Here is a 16,386-nt window from a genome sequence, read left to right as displayed (position 1 = left end):
AGCTGTTTTACATTTGGTGTTTTGCTCTTTTACACAAGTGAATTCATGTATTTGGGGCATATAGATAGACCATGCAAAATACGAATATAAAAGCAAATGAAAAGTTTGTAGGCCAAAAGAAAAAACCAAATACTTTTCATGCAGTTGATACGCTCAAAGACATGATTTTATCAAATGAATTGCAGGCGGGGTCAAATCATCTGGAAGCTGAACTTGCTAGTTTATTAGGAATGTCCAGAACTCCTGTTCGCGAAGCAACATTGATTTTGGAAGCGCAGGGCTTGGTATCAGTTGTTCCGCGGCATGGTGTTAAAATACTATCTATATCGCCAAAAGATATGACGGAAATCTATCAGGTTCTCACAGAGCTTGAATGTTTGTCTGCTGAGCTGGCTGCCACTAAAAACCACCCTGATGAGGAATTTGTTGAGGCTGAAAATGCCATTCGCGATATGGAAAATGCGCTTGAAAAAGAAGATCTTGAGGCTTGGGCAATCGCCGATGATAAATTTCATTCTGAATTGGTTCGCCTGGGTGAAAACCAGCGCGTGATCAACATCTTTGATATGTATACTGATCAAGTAAAGCGCGCGCGTATGCTTACGCTCAGGCTTCGACCTATTCCAACAAAATCTAATGAAGATCACCGCAAAGTTCTTAAAGCTATTCAGTCAGGTCAAAGCGATATTGCCGTTAAGGTGCACAAAGAGCACCGCGTACAGGCTGGTAAAATGCTTGTCGAATTGTTGGAAAAGTTTGGGCTGAGTAATTTATAGCGCATTCTAAATAAACAATTGCGACGTTATGTGCATCCAGCCAAGGGTTGCGCGGATATTTTATTTCACTAATGTCTGGCTCAAGTGAACACACCAAGTAAGGTTAAGCGAATGGAAAATGAATTCGATGGACTCGATGAAGCCTTTGATAACGATTCAAATTTAATTGAAGATTCTGAGCCATTTGATTTGTTCAAGCAATGGATGGAATTGGCTGAAACGCATGAGATTAACGATCCAAATGCAATGTCCATTGCAACGGTTGACAAAGATGGCATGCCAAATGCGCGTATGGTCTTGCTCAAAGGCATGGATAATACTGGTTTTACATTCTACACCAATTCACAATCGCAAAAAGGCAATGAGCTTGAAGGCAATATGAAAGCTGCATGTGTTTTTCACTGGAAATCATTGCAGCGTCAAATCCGAATTCGTGGCACTGTAGAAATGGTATCAGCGGATGAGGCGGACACCTATTTTAATTCTCGCTCGCGCGGCAGCCGTATTGGCGCATGGGCAAGCCAGCAATCTCGCCCAATTGCGCATCGTAATGACTTGAAAATGGCCGTGGTTAAACAAGCAGCGCGGTTTAAGCTTGGTAAAATTGACCGTCCGGACTATTGGAACGGCTATAAAATTACACCGACATATATGGAGTTTTGGATGGATAAACCATTCAGATTGCATGATCGCGCCATCTTTAAACGACAAACTGCGAATGATCCGTGGACATATTCAAAATATTTCCCGTAAACATTTCCAGCAAGCTTTAATGCTAGATCTGTGATCTGGTTGTCTCACCTTGTTCAATAATCACAGAGTGCGAGATAGTGCTTTTGGTTTGCGCGCCCAGGATTTTTGCAATCAGGAGTGAAGCGCTGTCCTGTCCCATTTTATAGCGTGGGGTAATGGCAGTGGTAATCCTCTTGGCAAGAACCTCGTTAATAGCAAGGCCGTTGTAACCTACAATTCCAATATCTTCCGGGCACGAAATACCGTTTTGCTCGCAATACATCAAACCACCAAAAGCCATGTTGTCGTGAAGGTAGCAGATAACATCTGGATTAATACTTTCATCTTCAAATAAGCGAGCCGTGGCTTGATAACCTGATTCAAATGTTGCAACCGTTGCTTCGCGATCTTTCGCGCAAAAATGCTTGCCTTTTTCTGCAAAGCTAAATTCCAGTCCCTGAAGTCTGCGGTCGGCGCGAAGATCTTTACCGCTTCGCACACCGATATAAGCGGGACTATTGTATCCCAATCCGGTGAGATGTTTTCCCATTTGCGCACCAGCTTCAACGTGATTAATGCCAACGCATAGATCAATGGGATCTTCTGTATAGTCCCATATTTCAAGTACAGGTATTTTGGCGCGTCGCAATGCATCTCGCGTACGTTGGCTATGATCGACACCTGTGAGTACCAAGCCTGCTGGCTGCCAGGAAATCATTCTTTCAACCCATGCTTCCTCGTGGGTGATTGAATAGTCTGAAATGTCGATAATGGTGGCAAATCCGGATTTCTCCAATGTCGAACGCATGCCGTCATAGATCTCAGAAAACACGGTGCCAAAGAGTGTTGGAACCGATACACCCACAAGGTTTGAACTGGAGGCAGCTAACGAGACGGCCACGTTGTTTGGATAGTAGCCAATGCGGCGCGCAATTTTGAGAATCTGCTCCCGTTTCTTTTGCGAAATACCTTCAACGCCTCGCATTGCACGAGAAACACTCATAATGCTAACGCCTGCTGCTTGAGCAACTTCCTCGATTTTTGGCTTTGGCTTGGAAGGTAATTTCTTATTCAATTTCAATCTCTTTAGTGGGTTAGTTTAAGTATATTATTATCATAATTACGTTAGCGCTAACGTAGATTATTTGTATACTCGGTTGCGGCAGAAAGCAAATTCCTATCTCATAATAGCAAGATTATATGCAACGTGTCTCTGGGAGGGAAAAGCACTTTGCCCGAAATTATGCTTCAACAGATCGAGAAGAGTTATGGCTCCGTACGCGTGCTGCCACCGCTCGATCTTAAACTCAATGATGGTGAATTTACTGTTCTAGTCGGACCCTCTGGTTGTGGGAAATCGACGACATTACGGATTTTAGCTGGCTTGGAAACGCTTTCCGGTGGTGAGATCTTTTTCGATGGAAAACCAATAAGCAAGTTAGAACCTAAAGATCGCGACATCGCAATGGTGTTTCAGGATTATGCGCTTTACCCGCATATGAATATTGCACGGAACATGTCTTTTGCATTGCGTTTGCAAAAGCGTCCGCAAACTGAAATTGACCAGAAAGTAAAGACCGTTGCGGATATGCTCAATATCGGCCATTTGCTTGAACGAAAGCCGGCGGAATTATCTGGTGGTCAGCGTCAACGTGTTGCGATGGGACGCGCATTGGTGCGGGACGCGTCGACATTTTTATTTGATGAACCCTTGTCTAATCTGGATGCGAAACTGCGCGCAAAGATGCGCACGGAGCTTGCTGAGATGCGCCAAAGCATCAATAAAAACATGATCTATGTCACCCATGATCAGGTTGAGGCAATGACGCTTGGTGACAGAATTGTTGTGATGTGTGACGGGATCATTCAGCAACAAGGATCACCGGAAGAGCTTTTCAAAAGCCCGGTGAATAAATTCGTTGCTGGCTTTATGGGCAGTCCAACAATGAACTTCCTAGATGGAATGCTTTCATCAAAAGATGATCATGTCTGGGTTTCAGGTAATGGTTTTTCTATGCCGTTGTCTGATGAATTATCATCCAAACTCAAAGATGCAGCGGACATTGAAGTCTATGTTGGTATCCGACCGTCATCATTAAGCCTGGATGAAAACTCCAAGGCAAATATCACATTAAAAGTGAGTGTTGCGGAATATCTGGGCACCACTTCAGTACTTTCAACACGATGTGGCAGTGAAGAAGTGTTGGTCGAAATTAATAGTACGCGCCGCGTTCAGTCAGGCGAAACTGTTACCTTTGGCGTTAAGCCAGAGGACATCATGATCTTTGATCGTAAATCAGAAAATCGTTTGTAACGTCCAAATTGGACAGCAGTATATTGGGAGGATCTTATGCTGAAAACAATGTCAAAAATTGCTGGAATTACAGCTGGACTAGCGATGCTAGCTTCAACTGCGCTTTCAAACCCTTACAAGGAATATGAGGGTACAACACTTGTTGTAAACTTTCCTGCACACCCGCACTATAACGCTGTAATGCAGATTTTGCCTGAATTCACAAAGGAAACAGGTATTGAGGTTGAAGTTGATCAACTGCCTTATTTGAAAATGCGCGAGCGCCAAACACTTGAGCTTGGTCAGGACGAAGGTGATTATGATCTGATCGCTTACGTGGTTTTCTCAAAAGCTGATTATGTTTACGCTGATCAACTTGAAAACCTTGCACGTTACTTCATGAACCCAAAACTTGCTGATCCCGGCTATGATGCTGATGATCTGATCGATGGTTATGTTTATAACATCGGTTTTGCTGGTGGTAACAAAGGCTATCTTGAAGGTAAAACAGGTTCACTATTTGGTGTGCCATATGGTTCTGAAACATCTGTTTTGGGTTACCGTAAAGACATCTTCGAAAAACATGGTTTAAAAGTTCCTGAAACATATGACGAGCTTTTGGAAACTGCATGTAAAATTCCTGAGCTAGAGCCAGGCATGGGTGGTCTTTCATCCCGCGCTGCATCTGGTCACCACGCTTCACACGCATTCCTGTTGCACTTGGCGCCACTTGGTGGTCGCGTTTTTGATGATAATTGGAACCCAATTGTTAACAATGAAGCGGGTGTTAAAGCTGCAAATGCATTGAAGCAAATTGTTGATTGTGGACCAGAAGGTGCGTCTTCATTTGGTTTTGGTGAAGCTTTAGGTTCATTCCTAAATGGTGATACTGCCATGTTCCTCGATACGACAGTTGTTGCCGGTCAAATCAATGACCCTTCAAAATCCAAAGTTGTTGGTAAAGTAGGTTGGGCTATGCACCCAATGGGTACGCGTCGCGGCTCACAAACTGGTGGCTTTGGTATCGGCATTCCTAAAAATGCGGAGAACAAAGAAGCAGCATTCTTGCTCATGCAGTGGCTCACATCCAAGCAAGGCGACAAGCTTGTAGCGCTTGCTGGTGGTAACCCATCACGTTTCTCAACACACGCTGATGCGGATGTGAACGCGAAATTCCCTCACATGGCGACATTTGGTGAAGCATTGAAATACGCTGATCCTGACTGGCGTCCAATCATCCCAGTTTGGGGTAAAATCAACGCTGATATCGGTACGACATTGTCTAAAGTTTTGACAGAAGATCTTGACATCAAAGAAGCGCTTGATGGCGTTGCAGAACGCACCAAAACTGTGATGGAAGAAGCCGGTTACTACACCTGGCAGTAATTTCCTCCAAGAAGTCGCGATGGTCCGCCTCCTAAAGGGGCGGGCCTAATCAACAAACCTTTTTTTGTTTTTGGCAATTACGATGAATAATGCTTCTATAAATCGACTTGCGCCGTTTGTGTTCCTTGCACCTGCTGCAATTATCATGCTGATAGCGCTCTTATATCCGTTGCTTTATATGGTCTATGGATCATTCCGCGAATGGGATCCCAGTCAGACTATTGGCGAAACAGAATTCGTCGGCTTTAAAAACTATATAACTTTGCTCAATGATCCGTCTTTTCACGAGAGCTTGGGCGTAACTCTCAAATTTGCATTTGCTGTTGTGTCGATTGAAATGTTGCTCGGAGTAGGGCTGGCTTTACTTCTTGATCGCAATATCCGCGGCATATCTATCTTAAGAACTATGTTCATTCTGCCAATGATGATTGCCCCTGTGGTTGTCGGTCTCATGTGGCGCTATATGTATCACCCGACCGTTGGCACGTTTAATCGCTTTTTGAAATCCATGGGATTTGAAGGTGTGGATTGGCTGGGTCAACATGCATTGATGTCGATCATCATCGCCGATATTTGGCAGTGGACACCGTTTATTTTCATTCTCACGCTTGCGGCGCTTCAGTCTTTGCCAAAGTCAACGCTCGAAGCTGCGCGTATTGATGGCGCAACCGGTTGGCAGCAAATAATACATATCAAAATACCATTGATGATGCCGGTATTGATCGTTACCTGCCTGCTGCGATTAATCGATGCGTTTAAAGTGCTTGAGGTGATTTTAGTCATGACAGAAGGTGGCCCAGGTCTTTCAACAGAAATTCTAGCGCTTAGAATTTCGCGGACTGCGACGGAATTCCGAGAGCTGGGTGTCGCGGCTGCGATGTCCAATTACCTATTGATTTTACTACTTATATTCACGCTTTCCATGATTGCTTACAACAAGTATGTCGAGAACCGTGCTGCGCGTTTAAGAGCCGCAAAAGAGGGGGATGAATAATGTCAAACTCTAATACAAATTACGACAAACAACATCCGGGTTATTTTGCACTGCTTGCGGCATTGGTTTTCATGGCCGTCGGTCCTGTCGCGCTGATGTTTGTCAATTCCTTCAAGCTTGATGTTGATATTTTATCCGGCACATCTGGATTGCTGTTCCTGCCAACGATCCAAAATTACGAAACTGCACTTTGTGATGTCTTGCCATATGAACTTGATCATTTGGATTTTTGCTCGCTCAAGTTTGGCGGATCGCTGATCAATTCGTTGGTGATTGCTCTCATCTCAACGATTTTAACGTTAGTTATCGGCTGTATGGCAGCTTATGCCTTGGTTAGATTTAGATTTATGGGGCGCGATGTCGTCTCCGGCGGTACGCTCATGGTCCGCATGGTTCCACCGGCCGTACTGTTGGTGCCAGTATTTGGTCTGTGGAACAATGAATTCTGTATCGATAAAACTTCCTTTATTGGCGCTTTCATCCGCGATACGTTTGGCGGACGAGGGGACGTGTGTCTTGCAGGTACGCATTCAGGCATCATCTTGATTTATGTTGCGATGAACCTGCCATTTGTGATCTGGATCCTGCAGAGCTTCATTGTTCAAGTCCCGCGTCAATTAGAGGAAGCTGCGCGTATTGATGGCGCGGGTCCATATCGCGTGTTTTTCCTGATCGTCCTGCCACTTATTAAGCCCGGTCTCGCTGCGGCAGCAATTTTTACCTTCCGCATTGCTTGGAACGAGTATCTGCTCGCCAGCGCCTTGTCAGATAGAGACACTAAGACTGTTCCGATCTTGATTGTGAACAATATGTCCGAATTCAACATTGAATGGGGTGTGATCATGGCAACGGGCATGTTGTTGGCGATCCCACCAATTATCTTCACTTTATTTGCTTCACGCCAGATTATCACCGGCATGACAGCGGGTGCGGTTAAAGGCTGATATTGCAATGGAATGGTTGCTATCACCCATTGATCCAAGTCGGCTCCACGAGATAAGTCAAGGCGTGTCTTGGCACGCCCGGTTGATGGTGGCCACGTGGTCATTCCTTATCCCATTGGGTATTTTATCAGCACGCTTCTTTAAGATCATGCCCAAACAAAATTGGCCGGAAGAATTAGATAATAAAACCTGGTGGACCAGCCACTTAATATTCCAATATTTCGGTGGCGCGCTGATCATTGCAGCTATGTGGCTGGTTTGGGGTGAAACTGGTAGCTATGAAAATGCTTTCTTTCATAAATGGGTGGGCTGGCTAACAATTGTATTGTGTTCAGCGCAATATCTTGCGGGTTGGTTACGCGGCACCAAAGGCGGGCCAACAGAAGTTGAGCGCACGGGTACAATTCGAGGTGATCACTTTGATATGACCCCGCGCAGAAATGCCTTTGAATATTTCCATAAAAGCGTGGGCTATCTGTGCCTGCTTGTCGCGTGGGCTACGACCTTGTTTGGGCTTTGGCTCGTCAATGCAGCGATATGGATGTGGGTTGTTATTCTTGCCTGGTGGATCGCTATTTTTGTTGTTTTTGTATCGTTGCAAAAAGCTGGGCGTGCTCGAGATACCTATGAAGCGATTTGGGGCGATGATCCTGAGCTTCCCGGTAATCAGGTTAAAACCATAGGCTGGGGTGTGAAACGCAAGAATATGATGGATTGATCACTTAGCCAAAATACGTAATGCTCTGGTCGCAAATAAAAACAGCCGCTGAATTGGATCATCCAGCGGCTGTTTTTGTGTTTTGGAATTACTTAGCCTGAAATCAGGTTTGGTAATGTGAGTGATATTGCCGGTACATATGTGATCAACATAAGCGCAATGAAAATTGCGATATAGAAAGGCCATATGGTTTTAACAGCCTTTTCTATGGGCAATTTACCCACTGCACAACCAGCAAATAAACAGGTGCCAACCGGTGGTGTACACAATCCCAAACCAAGATTGACAAGCATCATAATTCCAAACTGAATTGGATCCATTCCCAAGCTTGCTGCGACAGGAAGGAATATTGGCGTACAGATTAGAATAAGCGCTGCCATATCCATAATCATACCCAACAGAAGAAGAACTGCGTTGATCATTAATAAGATCAAGATCGGGTTGTCTGTTATACCAGTGAGCAATTCAACTGTTTTTGTCGGTACGCGATAGAAAGTAAGCATGTAAGCAAATGCACCTGCACATGCGATTAAGATCATAACCATGGACGTTGTTCGAACCGATGAAACAACAGCAGTTTTAAAGTTTGTCCATGTGATGTTGCGATAAACCAGTAGCGTTACAATGAACGCGTACATTGCACCGAATGCACCAGATTCTGTTACTGTGAACACGCCTGAAAGTGTACCACCAACAATGATAATCGCAGTCATTAGACCTGGGATCGCACTTGCGAAGTTAAGCGCCAATATTTTCCAACCAGGAAACTTTTCTGCATTATAGCCACGTTTTACGGCAACAAAATATGCAGTTGCAGCAAGACATAGACACATCAAAATGCCTGGCACAACGCCAGCCAAGAACAGTTTTGAGATGGATACTGCACCACCTGTTGCAAGAGCGAAGATGATCATATTGTGGCTAGGTGGAATAATAATACCGGCAATGGATGATGTAACGGTGACGTTTACTGCGTAGTCAGCGTCATAACCTTTGTCTTTCATCACCGGGATCAAAATCGAACCAAGCGCTGAAATATCGGCAATCGCTGAGCCGGAAATACCGCCAAACAGCATGGATGAGAACACATTCACAACGCCAAGACCACCGCGTACAGCGCCAACAGCAGATTGTGCAAAACGAACCAAACGCATTGCAATGCCGCCATGGAACATTAAGTCGCCGGCGAAAATGAAAAACGGGATCGCCATCAATGAAAAAACATTGATCCCTGAAATAATACGTTGGAAACCAACGAGGAGGGGAAGTCCCTCATACCAAAACGCGGCCAATGAAGCGATGCCAAGCGCAAACGCAACGGGCATTCCGATGATAACGGAAACTGCAAAAGTTCCCAGAAGTAACGCCAATCCCATGCTGTTATCCTTGTTCTATGCTGTCGTGGCGTTCATCTGTGCGGGTAAACACGCGAATAAGATGACCGACTGAGATTAGAAAAATAAGTGCGCCGCAAATTGTAAGGGGTAGCGAGCGTAACCCTTCATTCCATTCAAGAAGCGGAATGAGTGCGCGCCATTTGAACACGGTCAAATCGATACCGTACCAGAACATGAGCCCGCCAAATAACATCATTAGAAAATCTGAAATCACAACGAAAGCTAGTCGGATATTTTCCGGAACAATGCTGCGAAATACGACCACTGATAAATGCGTATGCTGATGAACGCCAGCGGCTGCGCCAAAGAATGCAATAACCATGACCAATAAAAGTGAAAGTTGCTCAACCCAAGTCGGTGTATCGTTTAATACATAACGGCCAAATACCAACCAAGCGAACAATACTGTCATTAAGACCAGCGCTGTTCCAGCAAGAATAAAGCATATCTTTGTTATGAAATCGAACGCAGTATTCATTTTGCGAATGAGCGCATTTTGCGTAACAGATTGTGGCATTTAAAACCCTCCAGACAAAGGCGCCTGACACTCTATGCGAGGCCAGACGCCTTATTTTTAGACCTGAAATTTAGACTAGTCAGTTGATTGAGCAAGCTCAACAAGTGTCTTCATGTCAGGGTTTGCAGCTAGGTATTCGTCATAAACTGCTGCCATTGCTTCCTGGAAAGGAGCTTTGTTAGCAATTTCGTTGACTTTGATGCCAGCAGCTTCAACGTCTTTACGTGCTTTTTCTGTATCAACAGCCCATAGTTCACGCTGGTAAAGAGCAGCTTCTTGAGCCGCAGCTTTTACTGCTGCTTGCATGTCTGGAGACAAAGCTTCAAACTTTGCAGTGTTCACACAAATACACTCAGGAATGATCAAGTGCTCACTTAGAGAGTAGTTTTTAGTAACTTCAAAGTGACCAACGCTTTTGTATGATGGGAAGTTGTTTTCAGCAGCATCAACAACACCAGTTTTCAGCGCTTGTTGAACTTCAGAGAAGGCCATTGGAGATGGGTTGCCACCCATTGCTGAGATCATAGATGTGTAGAGGTTGTTGTTCATAACACGAACTTTAAGGCCTACAACATCAGCTGGTGTGTTGATTGCTTTTTGTGCGTAGAATGAACGTGCACCTGCATCAAACCATGCCAATGGCAATAGGTTTTCAGCAGCCATAGCTTTTGAAATGATTTCGCCAGCTTCGCCTTCCATCACACGGAACATGTGTGGCACGCTTTTGAAGATGAATGGAAGTGAAACAAGGTTAGCTTCGTTTACCATTGGACCGATTGGACCCATTGAGAAGTTACCTACATCGATCGCACCAATACGCACTTGCTCAAGTGCATCTGGCTGCGTTCCAAGTACACCACCATGGAATACTTCAATTTTTACTTCGCCGTTTGTTTTTTCTGCAGCAAGCTCAGCAAAACGATCCATAGCGCCAGTGTTTGGGTGACCATCGTTATGGATGTTCCATGCGCGCCATTCAGCGGATGCAGCAGCACCACACAATAATGACAATGCAGTAGCGGCCCCAAGAAGAGTAGTTGATAGTTTTTTGTACATGATTTCCTCCCTGTACTGTTTTGGTAACTATTTGGAATTCTTACGAATTCTTATTACGAAAAGAGCATGCCGCCATTGATGTCGACATTAGTCCCTGTAATAAATGCTGCGCTGTCCGCGGCTAAGAATGCTGCAAGGTTTGCAACATCTTCAGGCGTTCCTTCGCGCTTTAATGGTGTGATGTTTGCAACATGTTTGCGCACATCAGATTTTGTAAATGTGTTGTGAAAATCAGTATCAATCATGCCTGGGCAGATTGAATTAACTCTGATTTCTGGTCCTAATTCTTTTGCCAAAGCACGTGTGAATGTCATAACGGCACCTTTTGATGCAGCATATGCTGATGCACCTGGTCCGCCTCCATCACGTCCGGCTTGGCTCGCAAGCCCAACAATTGAACCACCATTTTTCATGTGTGGTAGAACTGCTTTTGCAGCGCGCATGAAAGACGTGGAGTTAAGCTCCATCACGTAGTTCCAATGCTCGATATCCATGTCTGCAAGTGTTTTTCTTGCAACAAGTCCACCTGTTACATGCACCAAAACATCGATATTGCCAGTGAAAGATGAAACCGTTTGGTCAATCAATGATGTAACATCATCTTGAGATGTCATATCGCCTTGCAATGCGATTGCTTGGCCGCCCATGGCTTTGATTTCTTCAACAGCACTGTCTGCGCCTGCTGAAGAGCTGTGGTAGTTAATAGCAACAGCTGCACCACATTGGGCTAACTTGATTGCGCAAGCACGCCCAATATCCCGGCCGCCGCCGGTTACAATGGCCACTTTTCCAGTTAAATCCTGTGACCCTGCAACGTCTAAATTCATATTTTTCTCCGCCCTTATTTCAGCCGCCCAGTTTATTTCTGGGTCGAAAATTGCCTGTTTGTTGTTCTTATTAGAAGACTAGTATGCTAGTATTGTCAAGTGGGATTTTCTCAGTTAAGATAATTTGAAACGTTGGAACGCATTTTTTGCTTTCAGCTGTTTAACGCGGGAAGAGGGGGATATTCAGGTTTTGGCTACTTGCAAGGCCTTAAAAATCGGGATATCCAAAATGCTGTTAATACCGGGGAGCGAAAGAAAAATTTCATGCAGGACATAGCGGAAAAATTTGAAAGACGCACTGCGACTGACATTGTGTTTAGCGAATTGTATGAAGATATTACCTCGCTAAATATTTTGCCAGGAGCGAAATTATCAGAATCAGATATCGCCAAACGATTTGGTATTTCTAGACAACCAGTACGTGATGCTTTTAATCGTCTTGAAAACTTGGATTTATTGCTAATTCGACCACAACGCGCGACAGAAGTACGCGGGTTTTCCATGGAGTTAATTGGTCACGCGCGTTTTGTGCGTCTTGCCGTTGAGCTTGAAGTTATTCGCCATGCTTGTTCAATCTGGGATGATTCGAAAGCCAAAAAGCTTGATGAGAATCTGCAATTGCAGCACCAATGCTTGGCTGATGGGCATGCTGATCGTTTTCATTCACTGGATTATAACTTCCACAAGCTCATTTGCGAACTTGGCGGTTGTTCTTTGGCTTTTACAACAATTGAAGAGAGCAAACAAAAGGTTGATCGTCTTTGTGTTTTAAGTCTGGACAGAAAAGACGAATTCGCTGTTTTGTTAGATGATCACATTCGCATTGCCGATGCACTTAGAAATGGCACGCCGGACCAAGCCGTTGATGTGGCGCGCAGGCATTTATCACGATTAGATGCGACAATTGAACAAATTCACACCAACCATACAGAGTATTTTGAAGAATGAGTAATAAACCCCGCGTCGGCGAAAAAGTTGAAACATTTGAAATCGCAACATTAAACAGCGATACACCGGTGACCATAGGTGAAGAGAAAGATCGTTGGACAATGCTTGTAGTTTATCGTGGTCGTCACTGTCCGCGCTGTAAGCGTTATTTGAATAAATTAAATGACATGCTGTCGGAATGGACAGCGGTTATGGATGTAATTGTTGTTTCTGCTGATACGAAAGAAAAAGCAATCGCTGACCGTGATGAGTTTGGCTGGAACTTTGAGTTGGGCTACGGTTTAACAGTGGATAGAATGCGCACGCTTGGGCTTTATGTTTCCGAGCCGCTTTCAGAAGCCGAAACCACCGATCCATTTTCAGAACCTGGAACATTTGCAATCCGTCCAGATGGCTCATTGATGTTGGTCGATATCTCCAATGGACCGGCATCACGACCTGATCTGGACGAGTTACTCGATGGGATGATTTTTAACATCAACAATAATCGTCCTGTGCGTGGCACTGCATAAGCAATAAATATTAAATTAGGTATCTTAATGCTCGCAGATGAGGTTCAATTATCTCATAGGCGAGCATTTTTGTATTTGTAGATTGCTTGACGCTCGTGTTGTTTCGGCCTAAAGAAGCGCCAGGTTTTGGACACCTGCCTCTCGCGGACACCTGATCTTGGTTAAGTTCCAACTATAACATTTCATATGTTTCTTTCCGCAGATCGCGCGGATGGCAATGCGAGACCCCATCTTTCTCAGCGCGATATTGGTTAGAAAGATATCGATTATGTCTGATACTTCAGCAAATACTTTTACGTCAGGTTCATTAAGGACCATTTATTTAAAGACCGCTTTACCTATAGTCTTTGTCATGGGGATGAATGGTTTGCTATCAGTCGCAGATGCGCTGTTTCTGGGTATATTTGTTGGCCCCGAAGCGTTAGCCGCCGTTACGCTGATGTTTCCTATTTATATGTTGATTGTTGCTTTATCCACTTTGGTTTCGTCCGGAATGTCGAGTGTTTTAGCTCGATATTTAGGAGCGCAGGATTTGCAAGGCGCATGTGGGGTATTTGCAGGCGCCCATGGATTAGCCTTTGGTTTAGGGTTGGTTTTAATCCTAATGTTTTTGGTATTTGGACAATCAATGACACTGCTCGCAGCTGGCGGTTCTGAAGAATTGGCCGAGATGGGATTAACTTATTTAGCAATTACAGTTTTTTTCTCACCTCTTTTGTTTGTGTTATCTGTGAATTCAGATGCGCTCCGTAATGAAGGACATATTGGATTTATGAGCGCCATGAGTTTGTTGGTCTCGATTGCCAATATCGTATTTAATTATGTGTTGATCGCATTATTAGATATGGGCGTTGCCGGTTCCGCATATGGAACTACAGCCGCCCAAGCGCTTGCCCTTGTGATTATCTTATTGTTTCGAATATTTGGTAAAACAGAGCTTCGACCGTCGAACTTGCTAGAATATTCTCTCAAACGTTTTTGGGGTTCGGTTTTAGCACTGGGTGCGCCGCAAAGTTTGGGGTTCTTGGGTCTTGCATTGGGGGCTGTTGCCATAATCGCCGCATTGCAATGGGTCGGTAGCCAAAATTATGCTGATACAGTATCAGCTTATGGGATTATCACACGTGTCATTACTTTTGCATTCTTGCCATTATTGGGATTGTCGTTTGCCATGCAAACTATCACCGGAAATAACTTCGGTGCAAAGCTGTGGGATAGATCAGATGCAAGTCTGCGCATCGCTTTATGGATAGCATTGATTTACTGCACTGTTGTGCAGATTATTGTGACGAATATACCTGGACTGATTGCGAGTTATTTTGTTGACGATCTGAAAGCGATTTCAGAAGTTAAGCGGATTTTGCCGATTATGACATCCGTTTTCTTCATGATGGGACCCTTAATGATGATTGGAGCTTATTTTCAAGCTATTGGTTCTGCTAAAAATGCTGCGATTTTAGGTCTTACAAAACCTTATTTGTTTGCAATACCGCTGACTTTTTTCTTACCGATTTGGTTGGGCGAGATTGGAATTTGGTATGCGGGTCCAATTGCAGAAATTTTACTCTTTGTTTTGACGATTCTGATTTTAGCAAAAACCGCGAAACAAACAAAACTCAAATGGGGTATTTTCCATCAGTGAATGTACTTTAAGAAAAAAACGGCCCCGATAATGTTTGGAGCCGTTGATAATATAGATAACAGATTTTGTTAAATCGCAGAGATAATGTCCAATATATCTGTGGTCGTATCATCTTCATCATCAGATGCGAGGGTGGAAAGCGCTTCTTCATCCTCCTCATCTTCTTCAATTAGCAATTCCAAAGCCGCGGCTTCAGTGGATTCTACCCCACCTTGACCACCTTCTCTACCGCCACCAGGTGGAGGAGGTGGTGGGCGATCATTTCCACCTTGAGTCTGTCCCATCATCATAGAACTAATTGAACCTTCGGCGCTTAATGACGTGGAGCTTGGTCCGCCACTCATTTCGCCACCTTCGCCATTTCGCGGCGGGGGAGGAGGTCGCTGCCCCTGTTTTTCTTCGCTGCCTTCGACAGCATTTTCCAAACCAACCATTTGAGGTGGCTGATAATACACATTACTCGAGATACCTGAGATCATATCGATGCCCTTTGTTAAAGATTAATATCATTTAACTAGAAGCTATAAGCTTCACCCCAACACCTATAGATGTATTTTGTTATGGTTGACGCTTCGTTAATTTCGTTAGCGACTAATAAGGGGTAGTTTTGCATACTCGATTAGATGAGATAATATTTGATCAGATTAAGTTATTGTAAAAATGTAGTAATTTCTTGGATGCCTAATTGTCTTATTACAAGATGGATTGGATTTATTTGCCTATATCAGCATTATGCTGAAAGCTAACAATAATATGATACTTGTAATCGGTCCCCACAAAATTCTCTCGCTAGTTGAATGTGTAATCCAGTTTAATATGCACATAATAAGATTGATGGCGACGGTAGCCCACCCGGTCCAGCTTGGCCAGTTTGGTTCATGTCCGGTAATTGAAAGCATGGATAAAACCATTGCCATAAGTAAGATTATGGAAATGAATGCAATTATTCTAGCGCTTGTTGGTAAGGCACCTTCATGTATCCCGCCTTGAGTTATACGTCCCCAAGGGGCACCAAAAATCAGAGCTATTTGAAAGCAAATAACACCTAAAATGATGATTAAGTAGATAAGCATAAAATATAGCTGCAAATTGTCAGGCATCTTTTATTCCTTCGTCAAATTAATATCACGTGTATTGTCGTTATTTCAACTCGATATCAAAATTGAGTTTGTCTCAGCGTCTACGTCTCGGCTGACAAATTTCAGCTTTCATGATAGGATATCCGTAAGGTTTGAGAAAACTGAGGTATCTATGTCTAAGACAAAATATGGCTCATTTGAAGATTTGGTTCATTTAACGCCTCAAGAGTTACAACCCATTTTGGTCCGCCTTAAAGAGCTGATTTTATCGGTTGATCCGAATTCATGCCAAGTTGTGCGAATGGGCGATCGCGCAGCTACATATGGTCTTGGACCCAAACGGATGAGCGAGGGCTATTGTTACATTCAGCCCCACGCAAACTGGATCAATTTGGGTTTTTATAACGGGGCTGATATGGACGATCCTGAAAGCTTATTGGAAGGCGCGGGTGCTAAACTGCGCCATATGAAACTCAAATCGGTTGCGCAATGTGAAAATCCCGCGTTGATTGTACTCATAAAAGCTGCCTATCTTGAACGTAAAGATGCATTCGGGCTTAACTAA

The 16,386-nt window shown here is 44.0% G+C and carries 18 protein-coding genes; 12 read left to right on the top strand and 6 right to left on the bottom strand.

Annotated features, from left to right (window positions below):
- The first annotated feature begins 71 nt into the window (after positions 1-71).
- On the top strand, positions 72-776 hold the full coding sequence (locus ACZ1GZ_RS12515; RefSeq protein ID WP_472665210.1) for a GntR family transcriptional regulator: 705 nt from the start codon (positions 72-74) through the stop codon (positions 774-776).
- 111 nt (positions 777-887) lie between these two features.
- Positions 888-1,529, top strand: coding sequence for a pyridoxamine 5'-phosphate oxidase (gene pdxH / locus ACZ1GZ_RS12510; RefSeq protein ID WP_472665209.1), 642 nt, complete (start codon positions 888-890; stop codon positions 1,527-1,529).
- A 22-nt stretch (positions 1,530-1,551) separates the two neighbouring features.
- On the opposite strand, the gene ACZ1GZ_RS12505 is transcribed toward pdxH, so the two are convergent.
- Positions 1,552-2,583 carry a LacI family DNA-binding transcriptional regulator gene (locus ACZ1GZ_RS12505; RefSeq protein ID WP_472665208.1) on the bottom strand — a complete coding sequence of 344 codons (1,032 nt, stop codon included), beginning with the start codon at positions 2,581-2,583 and terminating at the stop codon, positions 1,552-1,554.
- A 156-nt stretch (positions 2,584-2,739) separates the two neighbouring features.
- On the opposite strand from ACZ1GZ_RS12505, the gene ACZ1GZ_RS12500 reads away from it, so the two are divergent.
- The 5 genes from ACZ1GZ_RS12500 to ACZ1GZ_RS12480 all read left to right on the top strand — a co-directional run bounded on the left by ACZ1GZ_RS12500 (position 2,740) and on the right by ACZ1GZ_RS12480 (position 7,843).
- Positions 2,740-3,822, top strand: a complete 1,083-nt coding sequence (locus ACZ1GZ_RS12500; RefSeq protein WP_472665207.1) for an ABC transporter ATP-binding protein — start codon at positions 2,740-2,742, stop codon at positions 3,820-3,822.
- Between the two features lie 36 nt (positions 3,823-3,858).
- Positions 3,859-5,187, top strand: a complete 1,329-nt coding sequence (locus ACZ1GZ_RS12495) for an extracellular solute-binding protein (RefSeq protein ID WP_472665206.1) — start codon at positions 3,859-3,861, stop codon at positions 5,185-5,187.
- A gap of 82 nt (positions 5,188-5,269) precedes the next feature.
- Positions 5,270-6,181: a carbohydrate ABC transporter permease gene (locus tag ACZ1GZ_RS12490; RefSeq protein WP_472665205.1), complete on the top strand. Its 912-nt coding sequence runs from the start codon at positions 5,270-5,272 to the stop codon at positions 6,179-6,181.
- Complete coding sequence (locus tag ACZ1GZ_RS12485) at positions 6,181-7,125, top strand: carbohydrate ABC transporter permease (RefSeq protein WP_472665204.1); 945 nt, start codon at positions 6,181-6,183, stop codon at positions 7,123-7,125. Before ACZ1GZ_RS12490 ends, ACZ1GZ_RS12485 begins: the two co-directional genes overlap by 1 nt.
- A 7-nt stretch (positions 7,126-7,132) precedes the next feature.
- Positions 7,133-7,843 (top strand): cytochrome b561 domain-containing protein, encoded by a 711-nt coding sequence (locus ACZ1GZ_RS12480; RefSeq protein WP_472665203.1) that lies wholly within the window; start codon positions 7,133-7,135, stop codon positions 7,841-7,843.
- Positions 7,844-7,935: 92 nt separating this feature from the next.
- Here the strand turns inward: ACZ1GZ_RS12480 and ACZ1GZ_RS12475 are convergent, their stop codons facing one another.
- The 4 genes from ACZ1GZ_RS12475 to ACZ1GZ_RS12460 all read right to left on the bottom strand — a co-directional run bounded on the left by ACZ1GZ_RS12475 (position 7,936) and on the right by ACZ1GZ_RS12460 (position 11,640).
- The gene (locus tag ACZ1GZ_RS12475; protein ID WP_472665202.1) at positions 7,936-9,219 is read right to left on the bottom strand and encodes a TRAP transporter large permease; all 1,284 of its coding nucleotides are present in this window, start codon (positions 9,217-9,219) and stop codon (positions 7,936-7,938) included.
- A 4-nt stretch (positions 9,220-9,223) separates the two neighbouring features.
- Positions 9,224-9,757: a TRAP transporter small permease gene (locus tag ACZ1GZ_RS12470; protein ID WP_472665201.1), complete on the bottom strand. Its 534-nt coding sequence runs from the start codon at positions 9,755-9,757 to the stop codon at positions 9,224-9,226.
- Between the two features lie 75 nt (positions 9,758-9,832).
- Positions 9,833-10,813 carry a TRAP transporter substrate-binding protein gene (locus ACZ1GZ_RS12465; RefSeq protein WP_472665200.1) on the bottom strand — a complete coding sequence of 327 codons (981 nt, stop codon included), beginning with the start codon at positions 10,811-10,813 and terminating at the stop codon, positions 9,833-9,835.
- 53 nt (positions 10,814-10,866) lie between these two features.
- Entirely contained in the window at positions 10,867-11,640 is a 774-nt protein-coding gene (locus tag ACZ1GZ_RS12460) for an SDR family NAD(P)-dependent oxidoreductase (protein WP_472665199.1), read from the bottom strand.
- A gap of 264 nt (positions 11,641-11,904) precedes the next feature.
- On the opposite strand from ACZ1GZ_RS12460, the gene ACZ1GZ_RS12455 reads away from it, so the two are divergent.
- The 3 genes from ACZ1GZ_RS12455 (at position 11,905) to ACZ1GZ_RS12445 (ending at position 14,742) form a co-directional block, all read left to right on the top strand.
- Positions 11,905-12,588 (top strand): GntR family transcriptional regulator, encoded by a 684-nt coding sequence (locus ACZ1GZ_RS12455; protein ID WP_472665198.1) that lies wholly within the window; start codon positions 11,905-11,907, stop codon positions 12,586-12,588.
- Complete coding sequence (locus ACZ1GZ_RS12450; RefSeq protein ID WP_472665197.1) at positions 12,585-13,100, top strand: redoxin domain-containing protein; 516 nt, start codon at positions 12,585-12,587, stop codon at positions 13,098-13,100. The genes ACZ1GZ_RS12455 and ACZ1GZ_RS12450 overlap by 4 nt, the downstream gene beginning before the upstream one ends.
- Positions 13,101-13,368: 268 nt before the next feature.
- Entirely contained in the window at positions 13,369-14,742 is a 1,374-nt protein-coding gene (locus ACZ1GZ_RS12445; protein WP_472665196.1) for an MATE family efflux transporter, read from the top strand.
- A 68-nt stretch (positions 14,743-14,810) separates the two neighbouring features.
- On the opposite strand, the gene ACZ1GZ_RS12440 is transcribed toward ACZ1GZ_RS12445, so the two are convergent.
- A complete protein-coding gene (locus ACZ1GZ_RS12440; RefSeq protein ID WP_472665195.1) occupies positions 14,811-15,221 on the bottom strand; it encodes a hypothetical protein in 411 nt (136 codons plus the stop codon).
- Between the two features lie 355 nt (positions 15,222-15,576).
- Between ACZ1GZ_RS12440 and ACZ1GZ_RS12435 the strand changes: the two genes are divergently transcribed.
- Both ACZ1GZ_RS12435 and ACZ1GZ_RS12430 read left to right on the top strand, forming a co-directional pair.
- Positions 15,577-15,732, top strand: a complete 156-nt coding sequence (locus tag ACZ1GZ_RS12435; protein WP_472665194.1) for a hypothetical protein — start codon at positions 15,577-15,579, stop codon at positions 15,730-15,732.
- A 261-nt stretch (positions 15,733-15,993) separates the two neighbouring features.
- Positions 15,994-16,386: a DUF1801 domain-containing protein gene (locus ACZ1GZ_RS12430; RefSeq protein WP_472665193.1), complete on the top strand. Its 393-nt coding sequence runs from the start codon at positions 15,994-15,996 to the stop codon at positions 16,384-16,386.

It is taken from the genome of Lentilitoribacter sp. JB5-8 (assembly GCF_055693385.1).
The sequence above is the reverse complement of the archived record's forward strand: the minus strand, read 5'-3'. Positions and strand labels throughout refer to the sequence as shown.